The organism is Alteromonas sp. MmMcT2-5 (genome assembly GCF_022348315.1).
Lineage (GTDB): Bacteria > Pseudomonadota > Gammaproteobacteria > Enterobacterales > Alteromonadaceae > Alteromonas > Alteromonas macleodii.
Map to the genome: position 1 here is coordinate 23,987 of NZ_JAKRFB010000012.1, position 24,435 is coordinate 48,421.

25 protein-coding genes are annotated in these 24,435 nt (G+C 45.1%); 3 read left to right on the forward strand and 22 right to left on the reverse strand.

What is annotated here, in order from left to right; translation table 11 throughout:
- Positions 1 to 53 precede the first annotated feature (53 nt).
- From MHN09_RS07465 to trxB, 3 genes are read right to left on the reverse strand one after another with little or no spacing between them, the layout of a single operon-like run.
- Entirely contained in the window at positions 54 to 776 is a 723-nt protein-coding gene (locus MHN09_RS07465) for an arginyltransferase (RefSeq protein ID WP_187446971.1), read from the reverse strand.
- Positions 773 to 1,519 (reverse strand): leucyl/phenylalanyl-tRNA--protein transferase, encoded by a 747-nt coding sequence (gene aat / locus MHN09_RS07470; RefSeq protein ID WP_061486964.1) that lies wholly within the window; start codon positions 1,517 to 1,519, stop codon positions 773 to 775. The genes MHN09_RS07465 and aat overlap by 4 nt, the downstream gene beginning before the upstream one ends.
- Positions 1,520 to 1,569: 50 nt before the next feature.
- Positions 1,570 to 2,535: a thioredoxin-disulfide reductase gene (gene trxB, locus MHN09_RS07475; protein ID WP_239239955.1), complete on the reverse strand. Its 966-nt coding sequence runs from the start codon at positions 2,533 to 2,535 to the stop codon at positions 1,570 to 1,572.
- Between the two features lie 538 nt (positions 2,536 to 3,073).
- Here trxB and yfbV point away from each other — a divergent pair.
- A complete protein-coding gene (gene yfbV, locus MHN09_RS07480) occupies positions 3,074 to 3,523 on the forward strand; it encodes a terminus macrodomain insulation protein YfbV (protein WP_239239957.1) in 450 nt (149 codons plus the stop codon).
- A 44-nt stretch (positions 3,524 to 3,567) separates the two neighbouring features.
- Here the strand turns inward: yfbV and MHN09_RS07485 are convergent, their stop codons facing one another.
- From MHN09_RS07485 to MHN09_RS07495, 3 genes are all read right to left on the reverse strand, one after another.
- Positions 3,568 to 4,083, reverse strand: a complete 516-nt coding sequence (locus MHN09_RS07485; protein ID WP_343300028.1) for a SprT family zinc-dependent metalloprotease — start codon at positions 4,081 to 4,083, stop codon at positions 3,568 to 3,570.
- Between the two features lie 47 nt (positions 4,084 to 4,130).
- Positions 4,131 to 5,996, reverse strand: a complete 1,866-nt coding sequence (gene sppA, locus MHN09_RS07490; protein ID WP_239239959.1) for a signal peptide peptidase SppA — start codon at positions 5,994 to 5,996, stop codon at positions 4,131 to 4,133.
- 162 nt (positions 5,997 to 6,158) lie between these two features.
- On the reverse strand, positions 6,159 to 6,350 hold the full coding sequence (locus MHN09_RS07495; protein WP_239239961.1) for a hypothetical protein: 192 nt from the start codon (positions 6,348 to 6,350) through the stop codon (positions 6,159 to 6,161).
- Between the two features lie 44 nt (positions 6,351 to 6,394).
- On the opposite strand from MHN09_RS07495, the gene MHN09_RS07500 reads away from it, so the two are divergent.
- Together MHN09_RS07500 and MHN09_RS07505 are read left to right on the forward strand one after the other, a co-directional pair.
- Positions 6,395 to 7,006 (forward strand): DoxX family protein, encoded by a 612-nt coding sequence (locus MHN09_RS07500; RefSeq protein WP_239239963.1) that lies wholly within the window; start codon positions 6,395 to 6,397, stop codon positions 7,004 to 7,006.
- Positions 7,007 to 7,175: 169 nt separating this feature from the next.
- Positions 7,176 to 7,727 (forward strand): NAD(P)H nitroreductase, encoded by a 552-nt coding sequence (locus MHN09_RS07505; protein WP_239239965.1) that lies wholly within the window; start codon positions 7,176 to 7,178, stop codon positions 7,725 to 7,727.
- 100 nt (positions 7,728 to 7,827) lie between these two features.
- Here MHN09_RS07505 and MHN09_RS07510 read toward each other — a convergent pair whose 3' ends face one another.
- The 16 genes from MHN09_RS07510 to MHN09_RS07585 form a co-directional block, all read right to left on the reverse strand.
- On the reverse strand, positions 7,828 to 8,667 hold the full coding sequence (locus MHN09_RS07510) for a DUF2797 domain-containing protein (RefSeq protein ID WP_239239967.1): 840 nt from the start codon (positions 8,665 to 8,667) through the stop codon (positions 7,828 to 7,830).
- 41 nt (positions 8,668 to 8,708) lie between these two features.
- A complete protein-coding gene (gene ansA / locus MHN09_RS07515) occupies positions 8,709 to 9,716 on the reverse strand; it encodes an asparaginase (protein ID WP_039229460.1) in 1,008 nt (335 codons plus the stop codon).
- A 190-nt stretch (positions 9,717 to 9,906) separates the two neighbouring features.
- Positions 9,907 to 10,869: a lipoyl synthase gene (gene lipA / locus MHN09_RS07520; protein ID WP_049588697.1), complete on the reverse strand. Its 963-nt coding sequence runs from the start codon at positions 10,867 to 10,869 to the stop codon at positions 9,907 to 9,909.
- Entirely contained in the window at positions 10,862 to 11,533 is a 672-nt protein-coding gene (gene lipB / locus MHN09_RS07525; RefSeq protein WP_239239969.1) for a lipoyl(octanoyl) transferase LipB, read from the reverse strand. The genes lipA and lipB overlap by 8 nt, the downstream gene beginning before the upstream one ends.
- On the reverse strand, positions 11,534 to 11,797 hold the full coding sequence (gene ybeD, locus MHN09_RS07530) for a DUF493 family protein YbeD (protein WP_014949347.1): 264 nt from the start codon (positions 11,795 to 11,797) through the stop codon (positions 11,534 to 11,536).
- Positions 11,798 to 11,898: 101 nt separating this feature from the next.
- Positions 11,899 to 13,083, reverse strand: coding sequence for a D-alanyl-D-alanine carboxypeptidase family protein (locus tag MHN09_RS07535; RefSeq protein ID WP_014949348.1), 1,185 nt, complete (start codon positions 13,081 to 13,083; stop codon positions 11,899 to 11,901).
- A gap of 318 nt (positions 13,084 to 13,401) precedes the next feature.
- On the reverse strand, positions 13,402 to 14,424 hold the full coding sequence (locus tag MHN09_RS07540; RefSeq protein WP_168533504.1) for a septal ring lytic transglycosylase RlpA family protein: 1,023 nt from the start codon (positions 14,422 to 14,424) through the stop codon (positions 13,402 to 13,404).
- Positions 14,425 to 14,429: 5 nt separating this feature from the next.
- The gene (gene rodA / locus MHN09_RS07545) at positions 14,430 to 15,545 is read right to left on the reverse strand and encodes a rod shape-determining protein RodA (protein WP_239239971.1); all 1,116 of its coding nucleotides are present in this window, start codon (positions 15,543 to 15,545) and stop codon (positions 14,430 to 14,432) included.
- Positions 15,545 to 17,458 (reverse strand): penicillin-binding protein 2, encoded by a 1,914-nt coding sequence (mrdA, locus tag MHN09_RS07550; RefSeq protein ID WP_239239973.1) that lies wholly within the window; start codon positions 17,456 to 17,458, stop codon positions 15,545 to 15,547. The genes rodA and mrdA overlap by 1 nt, the downstream gene beginning before the upstream one ends.
- Before the next feature lie 30 nt (positions 17,459 to 17,488).
- Positions 17,489 to 17,959, reverse strand: a complete 471-nt coding sequence (rlmH, locus tag MHN09_RS07555; RefSeq protein ID WP_014949352.1) for a 23S rRNA (pseudouridine(1915)-N(3))-methyltransferase RlmH — start codon at positions 17,957 to 17,959, stop codon at positions 17,489 to 17,491.
- A 116-nt stretch (positions 17,960 to 18,075) separates the two neighbouring features.
- Positions 18,076 to 18,393, reverse strand: a complete 318-nt coding sequence (gene rsfS / locus MHN09_RS07560) for a ribosome silencing factor (protein ID WP_014949353.1) — start codon at positions 18,391 to 18,393, stop codon at positions 18,076 to 18,078.
- 17 nt (positions 18,394 to 18,410) lie between these two features.
- Positions 18,411 to 19,112 (reverse strand): nicotinate (nicotinamide) nucleotide adenylyltransferase, encoded by a 702-nt coding sequence (gene nadD / locus MHN09_RS07565; RefSeq protein WP_239239975.1) that lies wholly within the window; start codon positions 19,110 to 19,112, stop codon positions 18,411 to 18,413.
- Positions 19,113 to 19,125: 13 nt separating this feature from the next.
- The gene (holA, locus tag MHN09_RS07570; protein ID WP_014949355.1) at positions 19,126 to 20,154 is read right to left on the reverse strand and encodes a DNA polymerase III subunit delta; all 1,029 of its coding nucleotides are present in this window, start codon (positions 20,152 to 20,154) and stop codon (positions 19,126 to 19,128) included.
- A 15-nt stretch (positions 20,155 to 20,169) separates the two neighbouring features.
- Positions 20,170 to 20,706 carry an LPS assembly lipoprotein LptE gene (lptE, locus tag MHN09_RS07575; protein WP_014976413.1) on the reverse strand — a complete coding sequence of 179 codons (537 nt, stop codon included), beginning with the start codon at positions 20,704 to 20,706 and terminating at the stop codon, positions 20,170 to 20,172.
- Between the two features lie 11 nt (positions 20,707 to 20,717).
- A complete protein-coding gene (gene leuS, locus MHN09_RS07580) occupies positions 20,718 to 23,321 on the reverse strand; it encodes a leucine--tRNA ligase (protein WP_239239977.1) in 2,604 nt (867 codons plus the stop codon).
- Between the two features lie 311 nt (positions 23,322 to 23,632).
- Positions 23,633 to 24,250, reverse strand: a complete 618-nt coding sequence (locus MHN09_RS07585; protein ID WP_239239979.1) for an SRPBCC domain-containing protein — start codon at positions 24,248 to 24,250, stop codon at positions 23,633 to 23,635.
- Positions 24,251 to 24,435 lie beyond the last annotated feature (185 nt).

Here is a 24,435-nt window from a genome sequence, read left to right on the forward strand (position 1 = left end):
TCAAAATTTTTGCCGCGCAGACCTTACCCAATCTTGGGTTCGGTGTAAAGCAATTAAGTGGGTATTTTACTATTTTTGCTAAATAGATGCCATTCATTGTCACTAAACTGCTCAAATGGCAAAAATTTGTGTTTATAAGACATTTTTTGACAACCCTCTACGTAATAGCCCAAATAAACATAGTGGTGGCCTAAACGCCTCGCTTCCTCAATTTGCATGAGTATCATCCATGTACCTAAAGATGCAGAGCTATACTCAGGGTCGAAAAACGTGTAGAGCGCAGAGAGTGCACCCATATGTTCGTTAGCATCGACGACGTCAGTTACAGCCACTGCAATGAGCTTGTCGCCATCATAGGCCTCTAGGTAATGGGTTGTCATCCAATCACACAAAACGAAATTTTCGAACTGGGTTCGTGACGGCGGATACATACTACCGTCGGCATGTCGCTCCGTAATGTAGCGTTCATACAACGGGTAGTATGTGCTTTTAGTTTCACTAACTAGCTGAACGCGAAACCCTTGGTTGGCCTTTAACAGCCTTTTTTGACTGCGAGAGGGGGTATAAGCATTCACCGGAATTCGCACCGACTTACATGCCTTGCAGGCTGGGCAGTGTGGACGGTAAATTTGTTCACCGCTTCGTCGAAATCCCACTTGAATAAGTTGCGAGTATCGCCACGCCTGAAAATCATTGTTTTCGGCGTATACTAATAATTGCTCTTGCTCATCGGGCAAATAGCTACATGAAAATGATTGGGTTATACCAAACTTCACGGAGTAATCACTCTTGGCTTCCAACGATTAAGGTAGTCTTCTGACAGCCTACCGTCTTCAGTTAAAGTGTGGTTGTTGTTTTCCAGTTTTTCAATAAAGTTTTCACGGGATAACACGTTCGCACCAAGGGATGCCAAATGATCGGTAGGAAGCTGGCAATCAATAAAGGCCATATCGTGAGACTTCATGTGCTCAACCAACGCCATCATAGCAAGTTTTGACGTATTACTTTCCCGGTGAAACATCGATTCACCGCAATATACCTTGCCAATTCCAACGCCATATAGTCCACCCACCAATGTTTCGCCGTCCCAAACTTCCACAGAGTGTGCTAAACCCAAACCATTGAGCTGCCGGTAAGCCCCAATCATGTCATCGGTAATCCATGTTTCGCTATTGAGTTCACCTGTGTTTGGGTTTTTACGAGGGGTTGATGAACAGGCTTCAATGACACGGTCGAACGCATAATTTAACGTTACCGTGTATTTTTGTTTTCGAGCAAGCTTCTTAAGGCTTTTCGATGCGACAAAATTGTCGAGTTCAATAATGGCTCTGGGGTCGGGTGACCACCACAACAGCGGTTCGTCATCACTGAACCAAGGGAAAATGCCCTGTGAGTAGGCAGAAAATAAACGTGCAGGACTGAGGTCGCCACCAAATGCTAACAGGCCGTTAGGTTCGTCTAATGCAGTGTCGACTGGAGGGAAGGGCGCGCCTTCTTCGATGTAATGTAACGCTATCATAATCGGGCCAGAAAAAAGCCCCACTGAACAGCAGGGCTTGGGAAACAGTATTAACCTTGTTCGGGCATCGTACCGTCTAAGTATTTTTCAGCATCTAGCGCCGCCATACATCCTGTACCTGCTGATGTAATGGCCTGACGATAAATGTGATCGCTCACGTCACCTGCAGCAAACACACCTTCAACGCTTGTTTGCGTCGCATTGCCGTTTGTACCGCTGTTTACAACGATATAGCCATCTTTCATTTCAAGCTGGCCATCAAAGATATCGGTATTCGGTTTGTGACCGATAGCAACGAATAGCCCCATAACATCAAGCTCTTCAGTGGCATCACTGTGCGTATCTTTAATACGGACTTTGGTTACACCCATTTCGTCACCGAGCACTTCATCTAGTGTACGGTTTAAGTGTAATACCACGTTACCGTTTTCTGCTTTATCACGAAGGCGTTGCTCAAGAATTTTTTCACTTCTAAAGCTATCTCTTCTGTGAATAACATGTACTTCTGATGCAATGTTTGAAAGGTAAAGCGCTTCTTCAACAGCGGTGTTACCACCACCAATTACCGCTACTTTTTGATTGCGGTAGAAGAAACCGTCACAGGTTGCACAAGCAGATACACCTTTACCCATAAACGCTTGCTCTGATTCAAGACCAAGGTATTTAGCTGAAGCACCTGTAGCAATGATTAGTGCGTCACAGGTATAAGTACCGCTATCTCCGTAAAGCGTGAAAGGGCGCTTCGAAAAGTCGGTCTTATTGATGTGATCGAAAATAATTTCAGTATCGAACTTTTCAGCATGCTTTTGCATACGAACCATTAGATCAGGACCAGTAAGGCCTTCAGGATCGCCCGGCCAGTTTTCTACTTCTGTCGTGGTAGTAAGCTGTCCGCCTTGTTGAATACCAGTTAACAGTACAGGTTTAAGGTTTGCACGTGCAGCATAAACCGCTGCTGAATAACCTGCAGGGCCTGAACCCAAGATAAGTAGACGGACGTGTCTGCTTTCTGCCATTTTCCTCTCCAAATAATTCACCCAATAGGGTTACTTATAAAATTTCTCTTAGAAAGCTAGGTAGGGGCGAAAATCTGTAAATCAAGCTCAACACCTAGTTACTTTTATTATAGTAATTTGCCAGCGCAACATCTGCAGGTCGTTATTCACTTGCTTTAACAAAAGTAACAACAAAGCCATGCAGCACAATGTTTAGGCTTAAGCTCTATATGATGCCTTTAAGCGAGAAAAATGTCACTTAAAGATAGATTGAACTTATACCTTTTAATTATTAATGCGGGGTGTATTAGCTACACAACGCCGATCTTCACAGCAGACCAAAAGGCAGCCGCCACATCAACGAAACTTAATTAACTACAGTGCAATCGTATTTGATAAGATCGATGTTGATAGTTTATCGCTGTAATTACGTACTGATTTAGAAGAACCAGTTTGTATTAGCCAAAAAGCGGATTACAATTTAGTTATAACTATCGAATAATGACGTGAGTGATATCAGCATTAATGCTGATAGTAAGGTTTATCAAAGAGGTGAGGCATGTCTCAATCAATAATGACAATGTTGAAAAACGGTCAGCAGTACATGAAGACATGGCCTGTAAGAAAAGAACTCTTTGCCTTTTTCCCAGAGTGTAGAGTTGTAGCAGCGACTAAGTTTGCAATCAAAACCATGCCGCCAGTGGCAATGGTTTCATGCGCGCTGCTCTATCAGAGTTTAGGCGCCGATTATCTACCTCAAACCATTACCATAGGTGCTTTCTTCTTAAGTCTGCCTATGCAAGGCTTGCTTTGGCTAGGACACCGCTCTGACCAATACCTTCCACCACAACTGAAAAGCTGGTACCAAGAAATCCACTCAAAAATGCGCTCGCAAGGTGTGGCTATGACCAATGCTAAATCAAAACCAAAATATAAAGAGCTAGCGCAACTTCTTAAGACAGCGTTTAACGATTTAGACAACGCATTTACTAAACACTGGTTTAATTAACAGCACGTATCCTGTAAATACCGCTCGCCAGACAGCGTCTTGGGTCAATTGGCTTTTAGGCTGCCAACGTCTGGTGCGCGAAGCAAGGCCTGACACTTCCTACATTTGAATTGTGCCCCTTTTAAAATATTATTGTGTCTGCGTGTACTTAGCGCATAAGTGTCACAGTCACACACATAATGAAAAGAGCGGGCTACCCGTTTCACGTCAAATTGATGGGTAGCATTAGGCGTGCAGTTAAATACGCTGCGCATTATCGACTGCCATTCTTTGCCGTGAGGCTGAACTCTGCCAAACAGAACCCATACCAACAAATGGCTGACTTCGTGTGGTACCACGTCACTTAAAAAGGCATCGATATTATCTTTAAACAGAAGTGGGTGAAAATTCACGCGGTTTTGCTGTAAAAACGCAGTGCCCGCATTTTTCCCCGACCGTCTAAAAGTGATGGTAGGGCGCTTGAACGTTTGCTTGAAGTATTGCTCTGCTTGCTCATAGCAATAAAAAACAGCGTCGGTAATAACGCGACGCTGTTCTTGAGTTAAGTCATTTGAAGCGATGTTGCTGCCTCTGTCTTTTTACTGTTTCTACTTATTTGCTGCGCGTATTATTTAACGTCACAAGGTAAACATAGCACGTAGGTACCCTTAGGGTCGTTTAGTTGGTTTACTAAACTGAACTCTTTAAGTACGCGCTTAAATTCATTTACCAGTGCAGAGTCGGCATGGGCAAATTGCCATTTGCCCACAAACGTCATTGCCTGGCCAAAGAATTCCTTCCAGAAAATTTCCTGGGCACTCAGCGTACGTTGTACGTAGAACGTATCATAATTTTCTAGCTCGGCGAGCTCGGCCGCAGCAACTACAGCATCGTCAACCGTACCAAGCTGGTCTACCAAGCCAAGTTCAATGGCATCTTCGCCAATCCACACGCGTCCTTGGGCAACCTTATCCACTTCTTCTACCGACATACCACGAGCATTTGAAACCAACGACAAGAAGTTTCCGTAAGTGTTTTCAACGTTGCGCTGAAGAATCTGACCGAATTCTGGTGCTAGTGGACGCACAGTAGAGAAGCCTGCAAGCTCTGTAGAGCCCACACCGTCACTGTGAATACCTAAATAATCCAGTGAATTCTCGTAGGTCATAAACATTCCAAACACGCCAATCGAGCCTGTAATTGTGCTAGGGCTTGCAATTATTCTATCGGTACTTGCTGCAATCCAATAACCGCCTGAAGCTGCATAGGTGCTCATAGAAGCAATAACGGGCTTACCTGCTTGTTGTAGCTGCAACACTTCCTGACGGATAATTTCAGAGGCGAATGCGCTGCCTCCAGGAGAATCAATCTGAAGAACCACTGCTTTTACGTTGTCATCAAGACGAGCCTTACGCAGAAGACGCGCAGTGCTGTCGCCACCTATAGTACCGGCTTTTTGATTACCGTCTAAGATGGTGCCCTTGGCAACTACAATCGCCACTTTATCCATATCTGACTCGATAACCGGCATAGGCGGGTTAACAACTTTAAGATAGGTATTGAACGAAGTGAGGTTAACGCCGTGATTGTTTTCATCTTCACCGACTAATTCAGTGAGCTCCAATCTTACTTCTTCGCGGGTCTTCAATGCGTCTACCCAATTATTCTCAAGCGCATAGTGTGCGAAATCGCCGCCTGCCGCTTCAAACTTTGCTAATAAACCTTCAAGGGTCTCGTCAAAGTTTGCTTCATCGATACCGCGAGCTGCTGCTACGTCCGCTTTGTATTGCGCCCAGTAACCATCTAACCACTGTTTCTCCGCTTCCTTTGCTTCTTCAGACATATCATTTCGCATGATAGGCTCAACAGCAGATTTATAAGTACCAACCCGGAAGATATGCGTGGTTACTTTTAACTTTTCTAGCATGTCTTTGAAGTACATGCCATAACGGCCGTAGCCTTCAAACATTAACCCGCCCATTGGGTTCAGATAGATGCTATCAGCGTGTGCTGCCAAGTAATATTGGTCTTGGGAAAAGTAATCGCCAATGGCATAAACGGGCTTTTCAGATTCTTTAAACGCGTCAATAGCATTAGCTACGGTGCGCAACTTGTCTAAACCACCGCCGGTAAGACCTTGAAGGTCAAGAACCAAAGCTTTAATACGGCGATCCTTTTGTGCATTTTCAAGCACTTTCACTACATCGCGTACCAGTACTTCTGGGTTTTCAGGTTCACTGCCTAGCGATTCTTGTAAGAACTGTTCGAAAGGATCAATGCTTTCTTTTTCTATAACTAGCTTGCCGTTAAGCGTAAGAAACAAAGCACTGTCTTTGTTTACCGTAAACTGTTCATTGTCCTGGCCAGTTATTGCGATTATCAATCCAACAAAAATAACAATGAATATCAAATTAAAGAAAAGTTTGCGGGTGAAGTTAAGCACCGTCCACAAGCCAATAAACAAGGATTTAGTCCAATTTCCTTTGGCTGCCATTTTAATCACTACCTTTTTTTGAATTAACTAACCAGAGCAAGATAGATCAGGCATACCTTACTCACGTACCGCATTCTATTATGTTACCTAAATCGAGTAAGATCGCGAACTTAATTGTAATTTTTTGTGAGTGTCTTTGTTTTCGACGACTTACGATGACTTTTATTCTGCGTTCTTTTTTTCGTCTTGTTCCAGCCACTTTCGAATGAGGGAGGCAATACGTTTGTGATTATCCTCGCTCATTGTCATAAGAAATTTTCCATTCTTTGCTTTATAGCCGGTTTTTCCATGGCCCTTTTTCATTAGTCGTAAAAACGGTGAGGGCTTATTTTCGCGCGATGAAATTTTTTTCATAAAGTGCCGTTCTTATTTCTTAATCACACAAAGTAGGCAAAAGAATGACGCACATTTACCAACAAATCGTAGCCCGACTGCAAGTGGCAGATGGTATCCCTTTACTTTTATTACGCTTGTATTTAGCACCAGTGATGATACAGGCTGGCTGGAATAAAGCATCCAGTTTCGACAGTATTGTAGATTGGTTTGGTAACGATGATTATGGGCTTGGTTTACCAATGCCTTTGGTAATGGCGTTCTTAGCTACAGCCGCAGAACTCGTGGGCGGTGTTCTATTGTTATTGGGTGCATTGACCCGCTTGGTGAGTATTCCCTTAATGGTAACCATGATAGTTGCTATGGTGAGTGTTCACGCTAAGAATGGATGGCTCGCTATTGCTGATGCGTCTTCATGGTTAGCCGACGGTACAATCTTACTGAATGAAAACATTATGGCTGCGCCAGAAAAGCTTTCGACAGCTAAATCATTGTTACAAGAGCATGGCCATTATGACTGGCTTACATCCAGCGGTAGCTTTGTGGTACTTAACAACGGCATCGAATTCGCTGCGACCTATTTTATTATGCTTTTAGTGTTGTTTATCTATGGTGGTGGACGCTTCTTTAGTGTCGATTACTATGTGAATAAAGCCATGCGTTCTAAAAGTAATTAGGGACGCTCCATTTGCTGTACAAAAGGCAGGAATTTTCTGGTCTTTTTTGTTTATGAACCGTAGGATCTAGCACTCAGGTTAGGTAAATCATTGTTGTTGGCACGCCTTTCTCGATTATGAAAATCGAAGCGTGATAACAGCAACGCGAAAAAATAAAGTAGGGACGTAAATGGACGCATTAACATTGTTACTCAACAGAAGTTCTCAGCCTCGGTTAGAAGCGCCAGCACCTAGTGGTGATGCCTTAGAGAATATTATGCAGGCTGCACTACGTGCCCCAGACCATGCTTGTCTTACTCCGTGGCGTTTTATTGTGTGCACAGAAAAAGGGCTGGATAAGCTAGGTGCACTCTATGAGCAATCCGCTATTGAAAATGAAAAGTCGCAGAAAGAAATTGAACGTGCCGTGCAGCTTCCTCACCGCGCACCTATGGTTATCGTAGCCATCGCAAAGCATGTGGAACATGAAAAGGTACCGCGTGTTGAGCAGATAGCGTCGGCAAGCTGTGGCGTTATGGCGATGCAAATGGCAGCAGTAGCACAAGGGTTTAACGGCATGTGGCGCACCGGTGGCTACGCACACTGTGAGACGGTAAGAAACGGATTAGGTTTAAGTGAAGAAGACGAGCTGGTAGGTTTCTTATATTTAGGAACACCAGCGTTTGAGCCTGCACCTAAACCGCAAAGAAATAGTAACGACTACTTTGAATTCTGGCAGTAGTTGATACCTATTCGAATAAACTGCTGCATTAGATAGTTAGCGGCGGGTAATAAGGGTCTTATTTTTATAAGTAAGCTAACATAAGACCCTAACATTTAACCTAGAAAGATAGGTCTACGTTATAACCTGCGAACTTCCTGATATTAATAACGCGATCGCCATCTAGCATCCAGTATTGCCCTTTGATACCTTGCAATACACCAGTAAATGACGGTGTCTTATCTAAGTTTAAAGATTTTATCTTTACCGGATAATCTTCAACAGGGTAATGAATATCATGGATAGGCGTAGTCACTTCTGATACTGCTTGCAGCCCTTTTTCTTGCTTCAGCGCTTCTAGCTCACTTTCAATTTTACCCATTAATTCGGTTTTGACCTGTTCTAAATCAACCTCGTTAGGTTTGCCCTTTAACATTGTTCGCCAATTGGTTTTATCTGCAATGTGATCCTTGCATAACGTTTCAACCAAACCACTGGTAAGCCTGTCAGGAACTCGCAGCATTACGGTAGCTTGCGTAGCTCCTTGATCCATCCACCGCGTAGACACGCCTTCGGTGACTTGACGAGTGATGCCCACTTTTACCGTACCTGTGTTAGCCAAATAAACAAAATGCTCGCTAAAGCAATGTTCTTCACCCCACTGAGGTTCTCTGCACGTCCCTTCGTGGTAATGGCACTTTTCTGGCTTAATAACGCAGCTATCGCATTGTGCCAATGAGATTAAACACGGGTAGCAGTAACCTTGGTTAAAGCTTTTCTTGGTTTTGCGATTGCAGTGAACACAGTTGATTTCACCAGAGTAGGTTACCGTTACTTCCTTGCCGATGAGAGCATTGATATCTACTGACTCATCACCAATTGGAAGCGAGTAGTGCACGGTATTGTTTTCATCGGCGGAGGTACGCATTTTTTTAAGCATACCCGAATATGTTGTTGTCACTTGTTAAAACCTTTTTCTTAAAAACTTTATTTGTAACGCTGTTAGTCGCTTAATTCGCCGCGCAAGTTTTGTGTTAATAGATGGCTTATTTCCTCAAAAGGAAGCCCTTTACTTAATAAGTAGTGCAGTTTCGCGAGGGCAGCCTCGGGAGTCATATCGCTACCCGATAAAACTCCTACTTCTTGTAGGCCATGGCCGGTGGCATAGCCACCCATGTTTACGCGACCGCGCATACACTGGGTACAATTCAAAACAGGAATTTCTCTGGCTTTTGCGTATTTTAACTGTGCAATAAGCTCAGGGTTCTGAGGTGCATTGCCCACACCATAACTCAGTAAAATCAACGCGTTCACAGGTTGCTGTAGCGTGTTTTTAATCACCTCTGGCGCAATACCGGGATACAAACTTACCATGCCGATCGGTTGGGCTTTGACGTTCGATACCGTTAAGGTGTTATTTGGTGTCTTCGCTAATTCACCGGCTTTCAGACGAATGTTAATGCCAGCTTCTAACAGTGGAGGAAAGTTAGGGGAGTCAAAGGCACTGAATCCATCTGCATCTACTTTGCGGCTGCGGTTGCCACGAAGTAGTCTGTTGTTGAAGAACAGTCCGACTTCGGCAATGGGGAAGTTCGCGGCAACATATAACGCGTTTAGAAGGTTGACTTGACCATCTGAGCGAAGCTCTGCCAGTGGAATTTGAGAACCGGTAACAATGACAGGTTTTGACAAATCCTCAAGCATGAAACTCAACGCCGAGGCGGTGTATGCCATGGTGTCTGTACCGTGCAAAATAATGAAGCCATCATACTTGTCGTAGTTGTTGGCGATATCATCGGCAATACGCTGCCAGTCAGACGGATCCATGTCTGATGAATCGATAAGATTATCGTATTCATGCAGTGTAAAAAGGGGCATTTCAGAACGGTGAAACTCCGGCATCTTTTTCAGTGTGTCTGACAAGAAGCCTGCAGCGGGTACGTAGCCTTGCTTAGACGGCTTCATACCAATAGTTCCACCTGTATAGGCAATATATATATGTTTGCGCATGAAATGACCTTACCCTTAATTTGGGAATACTTTTCAAAAGGGGATAGCGTAATTTGACGGGCATTCTAACAATACCCACGGGTTTGTCACCCTGAAATACGAAGGCACAAAAAAGCGGTGAAGATCACCGCTTTTATTCTGTATCAACTTTTTAGCAACGTTAGGCTGAGCCCTATGCTGAAGTTCGGTACTACTTAACTTCTTTACCCGCTGCTTGTTGGTCTGCATGGTAGCTCGAGCGGACCATTGGGCCACATGCTGCATGCGTGAAGCCAATTTCTTTTGCGTAGTCACCAAGGGCGTCGAATTCCTTAGGGTGTACGTAGCGCTTAACCGGGTAGTGGTGACGGCTTGGCTGAAGGTATTGACCCAGCGTAAGCATGTCCACATTGTGAGCGCGCAGATCATCAAGTACGCCTTGAATTTCTTCGTTCTCTTCGCCCATACCCATCATCAGACCAGATTTGGTCATCACGTCAGGGTGTTGCGCTTTAAACTTCTTAAGCAAATCCAACGACCATTGGTAATTCGCGCCAGGGCGACATTCACGGTACAAACGCGGGATCGTCTCTAAGTTGTGGTTGAACACATCAGGCACGCCGTCTTTGAAAATCTCAAGTGCACGATCCATACGTCCACGAAAATCGGGTACTAATACTTCGATTGTCGTTGTTGGACTGTGTTCGCGAATGGCGTTAATACAATCTACGAAATGCTGAGCGCCACCGTCGCGAAGGTCATCGCGGTCAACAGAAGTAATAACCACATAGCGCAAATTCATTTCTGCAATGGTTTTAGCCAGCTTCTCTGGCTCTTCTGCGCTCGGAGGCAGTGGCTTACCGTGGGCTACGTCACAGAAAGGACAACGACGGGTACAAATATCACCAAGAATCATAAAGGTGGCTGTACCGTGGTTGAAACACTCGGCAAGGTTAGGACAACTCGCTTCTTCACACACAGAGTGAAGGTTGTTTTTGCGAAGTGTCTGTTTGATGTGATCAATTTTCTCGGTAGTACGAGGAAGCTTGATTTTAATCCACTCCGGCTTGCGCAGCATTTCTTCCTTTTCAGTAGGAATAATAGTGACGGGAATGTGTTTTACTTTTTCATCATCACGGAGTTTTATCCCCGCTTGAGGTCGTGCATTACTCATCAAAACCTTCTTTGTATGTTGGCTGTGCAATGGAAAGCGCTTCTAGCAACAAATGCGTTAATTCATTACCAGCGGTCTCAAGCGTAGTTGGACCATTGAGGCGCGCGGTATCGATCATTTCCATATCGGCATAACCGCAAGGATTAATACGCTGAAACGGTGATAAGTCCATATTAACATTTAAAGCTAAGCCATGAAACGAGCAGCCATTACGTATTCTTAAACCTAATGAACAAACTTTCTTCTCATCGACGTATACGCCAGGCGCATCGGGCTTTGGATACGCGGTTACGCCGTATTTTCCAAGTAGTCCGACCACCGCTTCTTCCATAGCAGTGACTAAATGGCGAACACCTAGCTTTCTGCGCTTTATGTTTAGCATCAGATAAATTACTTGTTGCCCTGGACCGTGATAGGTCACTTGGCCACCTCGGTCAACCTGAACAACAGGAATATCACCAGGCATAAGTATATGTTCAGCTTTGCCTGCTTGTCCTTGCGTAAAGACGGCATCGTGTTCAACAAGCCAAATTTCATCTTGGGTGTTTTGGTCTCGCTCATCGGTGAAGCGTTTCATTGCCTCGAAGATAGGCTCATACGGCTGACGCCCTAACTGACGCACTATAACGCCGTTTGCGTCAGACGCTATCGACTGCTCATTCACTTAAAGTACAACCCTAACCAGCTCTAATTTGGCAAGTTCAGTGTAAATGGTTTCCATGTGCTCTTTACTGGTTACACGCACACTGATAGACACCGAGTGGTAAGTACCTTTACTACTTGGTTTTACGTTAGGCGAGTAATCACCTGGCGCGTGTTGCTGAAGGCAGCTCACTACCTGTTGAGGTAGGTCTTCATGAGCAACGCCCATGACTTTAAACGTTTGGTTTGTTGGAAAATCTAGTAATTCGTCGAAACGGGTATCCATGCGATATCCTTGGTACTTAAAATATCATATAAAAAAACGGCCAGATTGTAACAAATCTGGCCGCTTCACAACTAGCTTTTTAACGTATTCAGTAAAGGTGTTTACTCGTCGTCAAATCCTAGCTGAAGCATAATGTAGTCTTTCATGCGATTAAAGAAGCTGCCTTCTTTTACTTCTTGAAGGGTAACTAGGGGATAACTAGCCACATCTTCACCGTCTAGTTGTAGATAAAGTTTTCCAACAACCTGACCTTTTGCAAGTGGTGCTTCAAGCTTGTCATCAAGTTCGAAGTTAGCTTCTAAATTAGCCGCCTGACCGCGTGGAATAGTAATGGGGGTAGATTGATTAATTCCAAGGTCTACTGTCTCTCTATCACCCATATAGATGCGGTGAGCAACGAAACTATGACCAGCTTGGTATGGCGTAAGTGTCTCGTAAAAACGGAAGCCATACTTAAGTAGCTTTTTGTTTTCAACTTTACGTGCACGTTCGCTATCAGTCCCCATAACTACAGAGATTAGACGCATACCGCCTTGCTCTGCAGAAGTGATTAGGCTGTAGCCCGCATCAGACGTGTGGCCAGTTTTAATGCCATCAACGTTTAAGCTTTTGTCCCACAACAGGCTATTGCGGTTGTATTGCTTAATGCCGTTGTAGGTGAATTCCTTCTCGCTATAAATCTTGTACATTTCTGGCGTTTCTGCGATAAGCGCGCGAGACAGAATCGCCATGTCACGAGGGGTAGTGTAGTGGTCAGGGTCGTGAAGACCGTGAGCATTAACCCAGTGAGAACCACTCATGCCAAGTGATGCCGTGTGTGCATTCATCATGCTGGCAAAAGCAGATTCTGAACCTGCTACGTGTTCTGCCATAGCAACACAGGCGTCGTTACCTGACTGCACAACAATGCCACGTAGTAAGTCACGTACTGAAACTTGTGTACCTACTTCAATAAACATTTTTGACGAGTCAGGGAATTTCTTCGCCCATGCGTTTTCCGAGATAGTCACTTCGTCGTCTAAGCTGATGTTACCGGCCTGTAATTCTTTGCCAATAACATAAATAGTCATTATTTTCGTTAAGCTCGCAGGAGCAAGCTGCATGTCTGCATTTTTAGATGCAATCACATGACCCGTTTCAAAGTCGGTTAGAAGAAAACCTTCTGCGGCAACTGAAGGAGCAGGCGGAGTGACTACGGCAGCATTTGCTGTGTGTAGTAAAGTGCCTATCACCAAAAAGGCAAATGAAAGTAATGACGGTTTAGCGCGTTGAATTATTCTGAGCATGGTTCTAATTTCTTTGACCGTTTTATCCGTGTGAGTTAAAGCTTACCCTATTGTTGCGATGACCGCGAAACGATGACCGCAAAACATGGCTACCCAATTTTAGCTTTTGTCCAGTTCGTAACCGAATTCTGTTGTTTCACCTACTTATTATCTGAGGTGACGAGAGATCTTAACGAAAGGCTGCTTATAAGACTAGGTTTTATCAAAAAAGTTTACGCGATTGTAGGTATTAGGCGAAGAAACCGTGATATTGCCTGCTGAATGACACAATGCTGCCACAATGTCGTTGTTTTTATGAGCGTGCGACAACCCAACCAACTACATGGTCTGTGTAATCGCGTAAGCGTTGGGATAGCCATTTTGCTTTAATTGTTCAAGAACCTCCGCGACGACTGCTTCATCGTGGATAGGGCCTAACTGTAGTTTATAAATGTTATCCGCTACTGGCAGGTGAGCGGGAATTTGATATAACGCCGATAGCACGTTAGAGATAGATTTTGCTTTCTCGGCGTTTGAAAGCGCAGCAACTTGAATATAAATCGCATCACTTACCGCGTTGCTACTTTTCTCACTTCTGCTTGAGTTGGTATCCGCGGTGTTCGAAGAGGGGGCTAATGGCGGGGTGGGTGAAGTTGCTGCCAAGGCCGGTGCGGGTACTACCGCAATACCCAAATATTCATCGTAAGTAACAGTTGGACTGTTTCCCACCGTCACATTGTTTTGTTCGTCAAAGTGGATAACTTCAAGTTTGACTCGCGCTGTGCCTTTGCTGTGGTAGCCTAGTTTTACTGCGGCTGCATACGACAAATCGATAATTCTATTATCGTGAAAAGGGCCTCGGTCGTTAACGCGGACGATCGCTTGTTTGTTATTTTCCAAGTTAGTAACACGCACGTAAGAGGGCAGTGGCAATGTTTTGTGAGCCGCGCTCATGGCAAACATATTGTAAGTTTCGCCATTTGAGGTTAAGTGACCGTGAAACTTCTGGCCATACCAACTGGCATAGCCGACCTCTTCATAGCCTTTACCACTATCCATTGGCGTGTAGTGCTTGCCCAGTACCTTGTAAGGCCTGCTGTTAAACATGCGGTAGGCTTCGTATTTTGGTACAGCATCAAGTGTTTCTGGTTTTTTGGCAACGTGCTTAGGCGCTGAGTCTTGCTTTTGTGTATATCGACCGGATTGTGAAGGTGCACTTTGGCATCCCACTAATGCCAAAACTATAAAAGCAGCTGAGCCATAGCGAAAGAACTGTCCGTTTGCCAGATTCTGGTTAACAAGACCCGCATTAACTAAACCCGCTTTTACAAAATCAAGTACCGAAAAAAGGCGTTGCAACATACAAGTTATCTAGACATTAAACGTTTCTGAGTGGCAATGGCCATAAGAATGCCAAAACCTGCCATTAAAGTCACCATAGATGTTCCTCCAAAGCTCACTAGAGGAAGGGGAACACCCACCACGGGAAGTAATCCGGACACCATGCCCATGTTTACAAACACATAAACAAAAAAGGTAAGGGTAATACTGCCGCCAAGCAATTTTGCATAGGCGTCTTGTGCCCGGCTAGAAATTATAAGGCCGCGCATAATTATAAAAATGTATATTGCCATTAAACACATTACACCGGTAAGACCAAACTCTTCACTGAATACTGAAAAGATAAAGTCGGTGTGACGTTCGGGTAAAAACTCGAGTTGTGATTGCGTGCCTTGCAGCCAGCCTTTGCCGTCTACACCACCGGAACCAATGGCAATTTTAGATTGGATTATGTGGTAGCCAGAACCTAGCGGGTCGCTTTCTGGGTTCAAAAAAGTAAGAACCCGCTGCTTTTGATAATCCTTCATTAAAAAGAACCACATCACAGGCGCAAACGCGCCAATGAGGCCGCCCACTACTGAAATAAGACGCCAGCTCATACCTGCCAGGAATATGGCAAAGATACCTGAACTGGCGATGAGTAACGAGGTCCCTAAATCAGGCTGCTTTGCAATGAGAATGGTGGGCACGACCACCAAACCAAACCCAACGATAATGTGGGTGGTGCGCGGCGGCATAGTGAATTTACTGATATACCATGCAACCATCATAGGCACGGCAAGCTTCATCAGTTCAGAGGGCTGAAAACGGATAAAGCCCAGGTCTAGCCAGCGCTGTGCGCCTTTGCCCATATCACCGAATAATAAAACGGCAATTAGCATGAGCAGGCCTGCACCATAGGCATAGGTTGAGAAAAACCTAAACACGCCCAAAGGGGTTTGGGCTAATCCGAACATAACGATAAAGCTAAATCCCAGCCTGATAAACTGGCGCTCCATTTGCTCCATATCCTGACCTGACGCCGAGTACAGAGTAAATAGCCCAACACAACTTAGCACGAGTAGCCCGACTAACAGCCAGCCATCGATATGAATGCGCTGAAGAAAACTTATTTTATTAGGGTTTATGGTGGTTCTCTTCACTAGTTCGTCCCTAATTCATTATCACTGTTTGCCGAGTCAGCTTCGGCAGTTTCAAAAACACGGTCTCTGAAATAGAAATCCATGATTTGACGGGCGACGGGGGCTGCGTTCTTACTACCACCGCCTACGTTTTCAAGGACCACGGTTACCGATATCTCTGGATCATTGAACGGTGCAAAGCCAACATACATGGCATTGTCTCGAAGACGCTCATCAATTTTAGTAGCGTCATATTTTTCATTCTGACCAACGGTAAATAACTGTGCTGTTCCTGTCTTACCCGCAGAGTCGTAAGGGGTATCTGCAAATGCATGACGCGCGCCGCCTTCTTCGCCACTCACAACATCTCGCATGGCGTTTAACACCACATTTAAATTGTTACGGTTCTTAATTTCTATAGGCCGCAGCGACTTAAGCGGGATAAGGTCGACAGAACTATCGGTGTTCATATAACCGCGAATGATTTGTGGAATATAGCGTTCCCCAGCATTGATCAGCGTGTTAACCGATGTATTTAACTGTACCGGCGTGGTGGTCCAATAGCTCTGTCCTATACCAACGGGGATGGTGTCACCAATATACCAAGGTTGATTAAAGCGAGCGCGTTTCCAGCCTCGGCTAGGCATGTTGGCATCTGACTCTTCGTAAAGATCGATACCCGTGAAATCTCCGAATCCGAATTCGTACATAGATTCACTGATTTTATCGATACCCAATTTATACGCTAGCTCGTAATAATAAGTATCGCACGACACTTCTATTGCTTTTGATACGTTAACTTTTCCATGTCCCCATCGACGCCAATCGCGCCACACGTGCGACACATTTGGCAATTGATAGCGACCTGTATCGTTAATGGTGTAGTCTTTGGTGATAATGCCTTCTTCTAGTCCAACAAAACCAAGGTGCGGTTTAATGGTAGAAGCAGGAGGGTATTGTCCTTGTGTCGCCCTGTTAATTAGCGGGCGGTCTGGCGAATTCAGTAGCGCAGAGTAATTCTTGCTGCTGATACCGTGCACGAATAAATTGGGGTCGTAACTAGGGTTAGAGTAAAGTGCCAGTACGCCACCTGTTTTAACATCGGTGACCACAACAGCGCCGCGCATGCCTTCTATTATTCGCTGAGCCTCTAACTGAAGCTCTAAATCCAGGTTAAGTACGATGTCTTTGCCTGGTGTTGGTGGCTCAACACTAAGTACACGAATAATGCGGCCTTGGTTATTCACCTCTACCTGCTGGTAACCCACCTTTCCATGGAGTAGCTCTTCATGGTATTTCTCAATGCCTAGCTTGCCAATATCATGGGTGGCAGCGTAATTATCTTCTTGGCCTGCTTCGACTAGCTTTTGTAGGTCTCGCTTGTTGATACGCGCAACATAACCCAGGGCATGGGTTAGGGTTTCTTTATACGGATAATGACGTGCCAAACGCGCTTCAATTTGTACGCCTGGGAATTTGTGTTTACTGGCAGAAAATAGCGCGACTTCTTCTTCGCTTAACTGGGTGCGAAGCGCAACGGGTTTAAATCGTCGGGTACCTTTAAGCGCTGATTGGAAGCGCTCAAGTTCGTCATTGGTTATACCCATTAGTTCTGTTAAATCGGCCAGGGTTTGGTCGATGTCATCCACTTGCTCTGGAATAACTTCCAAACTGAAAACCGGGCGGTTTTCGGCTAAAAGCACGCCGTTACGGTCATAAATGAGACCGCGGTTAGGCGCTACGGGCAGCACTTTAATTCGGTTACCGTTAGACCGGGTTTGATAATCTTCAAACTGGGTGACCTGCAAAGAATAGAGGTTGTTAAGTACAATGCCCAACATGGCCACAACAATAATAAAAGCAATGGTCGCTCGGCGCGCGAACAAGTTCGCTTCAGCGGAGTGGTCCCGTATTGCTTGACGTTTTCGTTGCATTGACTTCCTTTGCATTAATAAAGCGACCAATTACTCACGGTGATATGGGTGGTTTTGCGTCACCGACCACGCGCGGTATAAGCTTTCTGTAAGAATGATCCTAACAAGTGGATGGGGTAGAGTTAAGGCTGATAAGGACCACTTTTGTTCCGACGCAGCAATACATTCTGGTGCTAGCCCTTCTGGACCACCAATAAGCAGACTTACATCGCGCCCGTCCATTTTCCAATTGTCGAGTTGTTTAGCAAGCGTGGGAGTGTCCCAGGGTTTACCTGTTACTTCTAACGTAACAATGCGATTTCCTTTGGGAATAGCGGCTAGCATTTGCTCGCCTTCTTTTTCCAAAATGCGCTTAATATCCGCGTTTTTGCCTCGCTTTCCGGCGGGTATTTCAGTAAAGGACACTGGCATGTCGCTAGGGAAACGACGAATAAACTCATCCACGCCTGTACTTACCCAGCTTGGCATTTTTGTTCCGACCGCGACGATTTGTATACGCACTTCTTTTACCCTTACCGCAGGAATTAGTATTTCACTTATACAATAAAGGCCATACGCATTTGAGTATGGCCTTTATTGACCGTGTTACTGCATGTTTATAGCAAGCATTTACGCCACTACGACCACAGTTTCTCTAGCTGGTAGAAATCACGGGTTTCATCTTGCATAACGTGCAAAATAACATCACCAAAATCAACCAGAACCCATTCGCCGGTTTCCTTACCTTCCACACTTCCAGGTGCGTGGCCCGCTTTCTTCGCTTCTACCATGACATTTTCTGCAATAGATGAAACGTGGCGCTTTGAGTTACCTGAACAAATGATCATGGTATCTGTAATACTTGATTTGCCGCGAACGTCTAGTTCAATAACATCACGGCCTTTCATATCGTCAATTTTGTCTTTAACAAACTGTTTGAGCTGTTGACTCTCCAAGAGTTTTCCTCACTTACTTAACTTTTATATAACTGATGTTCGTTTATGTAATCTAAAACGCTTTTTTCTAACCATAAGTTAGATAGGTCAGCATTTGAACTGTTTGGCGTACCCGATTTCTCGGACGTGGCAGCACTTGCTAGTACGTCACGAATTTCAGTAGATGAAACACTAAAAAGCGGTGTGTTGGTTAACACTACATGGCCTGCAGGCTTTGCGTGAATAACACTTTTATCGTTAGCCACATGACAATCTAACCAAGCTTGTATTGCGGGAGGAGGCGAAAATTTCTCATCGTCTCTGCGCATAACCACTAAGTGACAATAATCGAGCAGGTGTTCCCACTCGTACCATTTGTCCAGATTATACAGTGAATCTGCGCCAATGAAAAAACAGATTGTGTCATCGCTTTTCTCTTTAAGTGCACGCAGTGTTTTAACTGTATAAGAGGGTGACGGAAGCGTCAGTTCAATTAACTCTGGAATAAGTCTGTCATTGTTTTGGGCGCAAAGTTCAATCATTTTTACCCGATGGCTTTCTGACACACCTACTGACTTATGCGGAGCTAATTTACAAGGCATGAGATGAACGTGGTTTACGCCAATTTCATCTGCCGCTTTTAGTGCCGCACCAATATGGCCTTTATGCGGCGGATTAAACGTACCACCAAGAATGGCTTTCACCGTTGGGTTTTCTCGAGAAGCGCCGGAAAGACTCACTTAGACTTGCCCATTATGCCTGTAACAAAGGAATTTCGCGAAGGTCCATACCCATGAACATCATGCACAGGTGACACATTTCAACGTAAGGGCGGGCAATGACATTTTGTTTGAATGCATGATCTGACTGAGTCAACGCTTTTTGGATGTCTTCTAGCTGCGCGACGCTCAAACGGTTCAAGGCACTTTGATAAAAACCTTGTCTATTACGCCAAATACCGAATTTTTGCCACTGAATGGGGGCACCGCTTTGCTGCGCTAGTTTTAGTTTCCATAACTGCTCCCACTCTCGAATCAGCGCCCAAATAATGATGTTAGGCTCCAGACCCTCACTCTCTAATCGGTATAGCATTTTTATGCAGCGGGTACTGTCGCCGCTAAGCATAACGTCAACTAGTTGAAACACGTTGAAACGCGACTGATCGACCATCGCCTTTTCAATTTGTTCGTCTGAAATAGACTGGTGTGGATAGAGTAGGGCGAGCTTATCAATTTCTTGCTTGGCAGCAAGCATGTTGCCTTCGCAGAAATCAGCAATCATCTTAGCACCCGACGCTGATACGGAGAGTTGGTGGGCATTTAACTGCTGGTTTAGCCATGCATTGAGCTGCTTGCCTTCCAACGGGTAACACAATACCGACGCGCCCAAATCATCAAGCACTTTAAACCATTTGCCGCGCTGCACGTCTTTGCCAATTTTGGGGCCGTGAACCAGCAACAAAATATCGGGGTTTAATGACGCCGCGACTTCTTGCAGCATTTTACTGCCTTCAGTGCCCGGTTTTCCCGTAGGTAGCTCTAATTCAATAAACTGTTGGCTTGAGAAAAGCGACATGCTTTGTGTGGCTTCAATCAACTGATTCCAGTTAAAGCCCGTTTCAGCAACAAGTACTGTACGCTCTTCAAAGCCATTGGCTTTTGCTTTAGCGCGTATTTGCTCAATGACATCAAACTTCTGCTGGGGTTCATCTCCAAACACCAGATAGCACGGGCGAAGTGCCTTGGTGATATCTTGGCTAAATTGGTTTGGATAAATCTGCATGAAAAATTCTGATGTTTACTGACTAACGGAAGTTGACGCATTTGGTGCAGCGGCTGCCTGACTGGAAAGGCGTCTGATCATGATATCAGCGGCTTCATCGCGCATTTCACTTAGCATCAATTCAAGTTCGCGAGACTTTGCCAACACTTGGTCAGGGTCGTCTTGATAGTCACGTACTACTTCAAATTGCACCATTACCGCTTCCTTACCAGGAAACTGCACGCGGTAACGCACAACATATATCAGTTCATATTCAGCAACTTGACCCGAAGGATAAACCGACAGCAGCTGACGTTCTAATTTCTCTGGAAGCAAATAGATGTTTACGTTTTGGTTAGAGCGCGATGTTTTATCTACGCTAACACTGGATAAACCGTAAACGTTTAAGCGTTTATCAAGCGCACGCGCCAACGGCGCGTGCGCTCGGGCACTTTCAATAGCAACGGTGTTAATGTCGTCGGGTAGGCTAGGGCTACTTCGCAAATGAAAGCCACAGCCAGTAACCAATACGGTTCCCAACACAGCGACTGCGAATTGTAAGTGCTTTTTCATCAGTATCTGACCTAGTTAGCTACAATGTTTACAAGCTTGCCAGGCACAACAATCACTTTACGAATGGTTTTACCTTCGATGAATTGCTGAACGTTAGGCTGTTCTTTCGCAGATGCTTCAATGCTCTCTTTGCTTGCATCAGCAGCAATTGTCATCTTAGCGCGCACCTTACCGTTAACCTGAACAATGATAAGCTTTTCATCTTCAACCAATGCGGCTTTATCAGCCTGTGGCCATGGCGCTAAATCGATATCTTCACTGTGACCCAACACTTTCCATAGCTCGTGAGCGATGTGCGGCGTAATAGGGTTTAGAAGCAACAAGATAGATTCACAGGCTTCGCGCATAATTGCGATGTCCTGTGCGTTTTCTTGTGGTGCTTTTTGAAGGTGGTTTAACAATTCCATCACCGCTGCAACCGCAGTGTTAAAGGTTTGACGACGGCCTAGGTCATCAGACACCTTTTCAATGGTCTTATGTACTTCACGGCGAAGAGCCTGTTGGTCTTTCGACAGTGCCTTAACATCAATCGCTTCTGGCGCGCCTTTTTCAACGTGTTCGGTCACTAATTTCCAGATACGACGTAAGAAACGATTTGCACCTTCAACACCAGAGTCTACCCACTCAAGGGTTTGCTCCGGTGGCGCAGCAAACATGGTAAATAAACGCACCGTATCGGCACCGTACTGATCAATAACTTCCTGCGGGTCGATACCGTTATTCTTCGACTTAGACATTTTCGTCATACCGCCGTGAATAACTTCTTCACCGTCAGCGGTTAGCCATGCTTTAACAATACGGCCTTTATCGTCCTTTTCAGTGCTTACTTCGGTAGGCGAGAACCAGGTTTTCTTACCAGACGCGTCTTCACGATAGTACGAGTCAGCTAATACCATGCCTTGACACAGCAAACGCTTGAACGGCTCATCAGAGTTTACCAAGCCTTCATCGCGCAACAATTTGTGGAAGAAACGCGAGTAAAGTAAGTGCAAGATAGCGTGCTCAATACCACCAATGTACTGATCTACTGGTAACCAGTAGTTAGCTGATGTTGGATCAAGCATGGCGTCGTTGTTAGTAGCACAGGCATAGCGCGCGTAGTACCACGATGACTCCATAAAGGTGTCGAAGGTATCCGTTTCACGTAACGCGGCTTCGCCATTGTATGTGGTTTTTGCCCACTCAGGGTCAGCTTTAATTGGCGAGGTAACGCCATTCATTTCTACGTCTTCAGGCAAAACAACCGGTAGTTGGTCAGCAGGAACCGGAACAGATTCACCGTTTTCCAAATTTAGCATTGGAATAGGTGCGCCCCAGTAGCGCTGACGGCTTACGCCCCAGTCACGAAGACGGTAATTTACTTTGCGCTTTCCACAGCCTTTGCTTTCAAGTTCATCAGCAATACCATTAAATGCGGCATCGAACTCAAGACCGTCGAACTTATCTGAATTGATCAAGCTGCCTTTTTCAGTAAATGCAGACGCGGTAAGGTCGCACTTATCTTCATCACCTGCGTTTGGTGCAATGACTTGTTGAATAGGTAGGTTGTATTTAGTCGCAAACTCCCAATCGCGCTGGTCGTGGCCAGGAACAGCCATTACCGCGCCTGAACCATAGTCCATCAACACGAAGTTAGCGACCCAAATTGGAAGCTTTTCACCGGTTAGTGGGTGAACAACCTCAAAACCCGTGGCGAAACCTTTCTTCTCCATGGTTGCTAATTCAGCTTCAGCAACTTTGGTGTTTTTACATTCGTCGATAAAGGCCGCTAAATCTGGGTTCGATTTTGCTGCGAATTCGGCAAGAGGGTGCTGCGCAGCCACTGCAACGTAAGTAACGCCGTAGAAGGTATCTGGGCGCGTCGTATACACCGTCAAATCGGCAATGTCGTTCACCGCTGACGCTAAATCGAAGGTAATTTCAACACCTTCAGAGCGGCCAATCCAGTTTGCCTGCATTGCGCGTACTTGGTCTGGCCATTCTTCAAGCTGTTCTAAGTCTTGTAAAAGTTCTTCGGCGTAGTCAGTAATTTTAATAAACCACTGAGGGATCTCTTTTTGCTCAACCAGCGCACCAGAGCGCCATCCGCGACCATCGATTACCTGCTCGTTAGCCAAAACAGTTTGGTCTACAGGGTCCCAGTTGACAGTAGAGTTTTTCTTGTAAACAAGACCTTTTTCGTAAAGGCGTGTGAAGAACCACTGTTCCCAGCGATAGTAATCTGATTTACATGTGGTTACTTCGCGATCCCAGTCGTAACCGAAACCCAACGAGCGAAGTTGGTTTTTCATGTAATCAATATTTGAGTATGTCCATTTCGCAGGTGCAGTGTTGTTGTTAATTGCTGCGTTTTCAGCCGGAAGACCAAAAGCATCCCAACCCATAGGCTGCAATACATTTTTACCCTGCATGCGCTGGAAACGGCTGATCACGTCACCAATGGTGTAGTTGCGCACGTGGCCCATGTGAAGTCGGCCACTAGGGTATGGGAACATAGACAGGCAGTAGAACTTTTCTTTTTCTACATCGTCATTTGCTTTAAACGATTGGTTTTCTTCCCAGTATTGCTGAACGCGTTGTTCAATGTCTTTCGGATTGTACTGATTATCGGCCATGAAACTTAGGCTTCCGCATTAAAAGTTAAAACGTTTATGGGGCGGCATAAGGCGAGTTTGTAGCAACGCCAACTAACCGCGCGTGGGATTCACCCACTTAACATACATATAGCCCAATAGAATAACCCAGCGCTAAGCCATGCCTCAATAGCTTAACACCGAACTTGGCAATATTTATTGTTGCTTGCTTGAAAAGTGAGCATTAATGACACGGTTTTCGTCGATTGAACACCAGAATACGCCCCATTTGCTCATCTTACTTTCTCTTAGCGCCATCTTATCTTGTCGATAAACAGGCCCCGGTGTCGCATCTAATTATCGTCACTAAACGCGGTTAGCGCATTTAGTTGTTGCGCCTGCACTTTGTCTACTACTCGAACTAAATTGGCGGCGTCTTCGTTAGATGCTTTTTGGCCATTAAAGTGAATATTGCCTGAGGCGTGGTAGGTAAGGGTGACTTTAGTTTTCGGTATGCGACCGTCTTGTGTGTTTGCATCCGATGAAGTGCTCGATGCTATTGTGCTGAATTCCCATGTCAGTGCACCTGACATACCCATCTCTTGAAGCGGGCCTAAGCCACCTGTCATCACCACTTTTTTGTTCGGTTCAACATAGCTTACCTGCATATGCGCTGCACTCGCCGTGTCTGTCGTTTCACAGAAACAGCCACCAGCCTGCTCATCTATGCGCAAAGCACCTTTCCACCATGTGTGGTCTTTCGGCCACCACATATCCACATGTTGAATAAAATGAGAGTACACGACTTCAACTGGCGCATAGCTTTCACTCTCATTGGTGATAGAAAACCCTGAGTTATCTGCATAGTTTACGTTAGCGATACTCATTGAAGAAAATGCCGTACCCAGAAAGGTAGCAAGGAAAGAGGAAGTGAGCAGAAGGGGTGAGCGAGTTTTCAATTTTTTTGTCATTGTTATTACCCTGTTTTTGTTCATTGGTTATTGCGCGCGAAACCTGGTCTCGTCGCCAAACGAATTTCGGTTTTTGTGTTTTCTAAGGTAATTGAAAGCAGCTTGCGTTGCTACCTACTTTAAAGTCTTACTGTTACAGGATTCTTCAGAGCTTTGTCTTGACCACATTGTCCTTACGGCTCTGA

What these genes read in the sequence shown, in the direction of transcription:
- holA (WP_014949355.1), bottom strand. Translation starts at nt 20,154, where the DNA reads ATGCAGATTTATCCAAACCAATTTAGCCAAGATATCACCAAGGCACTT.
- lipA (WP_049588697.1), bottom strand. Translation starts at nt 10,869, where the DNA reads ATGAGTAATGCACGACCTCAAGCGGGGATAAAACTCCGTGATGATGAA.
- ansA (WP_039229460.1), bottom strand. Translation starts at nt 9,716, where the DNA reads ATGCGCAAACATATATATATTGCCTATACAGGTGGAACTATTGGTATG.
- leuS (WP_239239977.1), bottom strand. Translation starts at nt 23,321, where the DNA reads ATGGCCGATAATCAGTACAATCCGAAAGACATTGAACAACGCGTTCAG.
- MHN09_RS07585 (WP_239239979.1), bottom strand. Translation starts at nt 24,250, where the DNA reads ATGACAAAAAAATTGAAAACTCGCTCACCCCTTCTGCTCACTTCCTCT.
- MHN09_RS07500 (WP_239239963.1), top strand. Translation starts at nt 6,395, where the DNA reads ATGACGCACATTTACCAACAAATCGTAGCCCGACTGCAAGTGGCAGAT.
- MHN09_RS07495 (WP_239239961.1), bottom strand. Translation starts at nt 6,350, where the DNA reads ATGAAAAAAATTTCATCGCGCGAAAATAAGCCCTCACCGTTTTTACGA.
- MHN09_RS07540 (WP_168533504.1), bottom strand. Translation starts at nt 14,424, where the DNA reads ATGTTGCAACGCCTTTTTTCGGTACTTGATTTTGTAAAAGCGGGTTTA.
- mrdA (WP_239239973.1), bottom strand. Translation starts at nt 17,458, where the DNA reads ATGCAACGAAAACGTCAAGCAATACGGGACCACTCCGCTGAAGCGAAC.
- ybeD (WP_014949347.1), bottom strand. Translation starts at nt 11,797, where the DNA reads ATGGATACCCGTTTCGACGAATTACTAGATTTTCCAACAAACCAAACG.
- trxB (WP_239239955.1), bottom strand. Translation starts at nt 2,535, where the DNA reads ATGGCAGAAAGCAGACACGTCCGTCTACTTATCTTGGGTTCAGGCCCT.
- MHN09_RS07535 (WP_014949348.1), bottom strand. Translation starts at nt 13,083, where the DNA reads ATGCTCAGAATAATTCAACGCGCTAAACCGTCATTACTTTCATTTGCC.
- MHN09_RS07505 (WP_239239965.1), top strand. Translation starts at nt 7,176, where the DNA reads ATGGACGCATTAACATTGTTACTCAACAGAAGTTCTCAGCCTCGGTTA.
- sppA (WP_239239959.1), bottom strand. Translation starts at nt 5,996, where the DNA reads ATGGCAGCCAAAGGAAATTGGACTAAATCCTTGTTTATTGGCTTGTGG.
- yfbV (WP_239239957.1), top strand. Translation starts at nt 3,074, where the DNA reads ATGTCTCAATCAATAATGACAATGTTGAAAAACGGTCAGCAGTACATG.
- lptE (WP_014976413.1), bottom strand. Translation starts at nt 20,706, where the DNA reads ATGAAAAAGCACTTACAATTCGCAGTCGCTGTGTTGGGAACCGTATTG.
- aat (WP_061486964.1), bottom strand. Translation starts at nt 1,519, where the DNA reads ATGATAGCGTTACATTACATCGAAGAAGGCGCGCCCTTCCCTCCAGTC.